The sequence below is a fragment of the Streptomyces adelaidensis genome, assembly GCF_016598475.1.
Taxonomy (GTDB): Bacteria; Actinomycetota; Actinomycetes; order Streptomycetales; family Streptomycetaceae; genus Streptomyces; species Streptomyces adelaidensis.
Genome location: NZ_JAEMUX010000282.1, coordinates 1 through 683, shown reverse-complemented (window position 1 = coordinate 683; position 683 = coordinate 1). Strand labels below are relative to the sequence as shown.

General features: G+C 71.7%; 1 protein-coding gene. It reads left to right on the top strand.

The features are described 5' to 3' along the window. Positions 1-527: ATP-binding protein (locus I8N67_RS41855; protein ID WP_200309630.1), on the top strand; the 527-nt coding region annotated here is incomplete at its 5' end. Positions 528-683 lie beyond the last annotated feature (156 nt).

Here is a 683-nt window from a genome sequence, read left to right as displayed (position 1 = left end):
GGACCGATCTCGCCTCCGCTGGTGCCGCTCGCCGGTATGTGCGCGACACGGCTCAGGGATGGGGGCTGGCAGCAGACGTCGTGGACGACCTGGAGAGCATCGTCGGCGAGTTGGCAGCCAACGCCCTCGAACACAGCGTCAGTGCCCCCGAGCACGGTGGCAGTGACCTCATCACGGTCACCCTCGCGCTCACCACGGCGACGGTCACTGTCGGCGTCACCGACGCGGGTCCGCGTCGGGGGGATCGTGACACCCCTGCCGCCTCGGTCCTTGCCGGGGGCCGAACAGGAACGAGGGCGTGGATTGTTGATCACCGAGGCACTGGCCGACCGCTGGGGGCTGCGGCGCACGCGGGACTGCCTGACGGTCTGGGCCGACGTCGTCACGCACGCGGGGCATACACCGTAGAAGCCGCCGGGTTCGACGAGGGCTGTCCCTGCCTGGAAGAGGGCCGAGTCCGTCTGGGCGCGGGACACTTCAGCAGCCATGTGCCGCTCACCGCGCTCCGCTCCTGGCCCGTGGAGTAGGCCGACGACCGCGCGGCCCGTCTCCTCGAAAGAGGCCGACGATCCGGACGCCACCAAGCATTGCCGGCCGCCGCACCCCCGGAACGGCGCGTACGCCGCGCCGGGGTCCACCGGATTCCGCGCCTCGCTCTGCCAGGTCGCCGCGGACTCACCCCG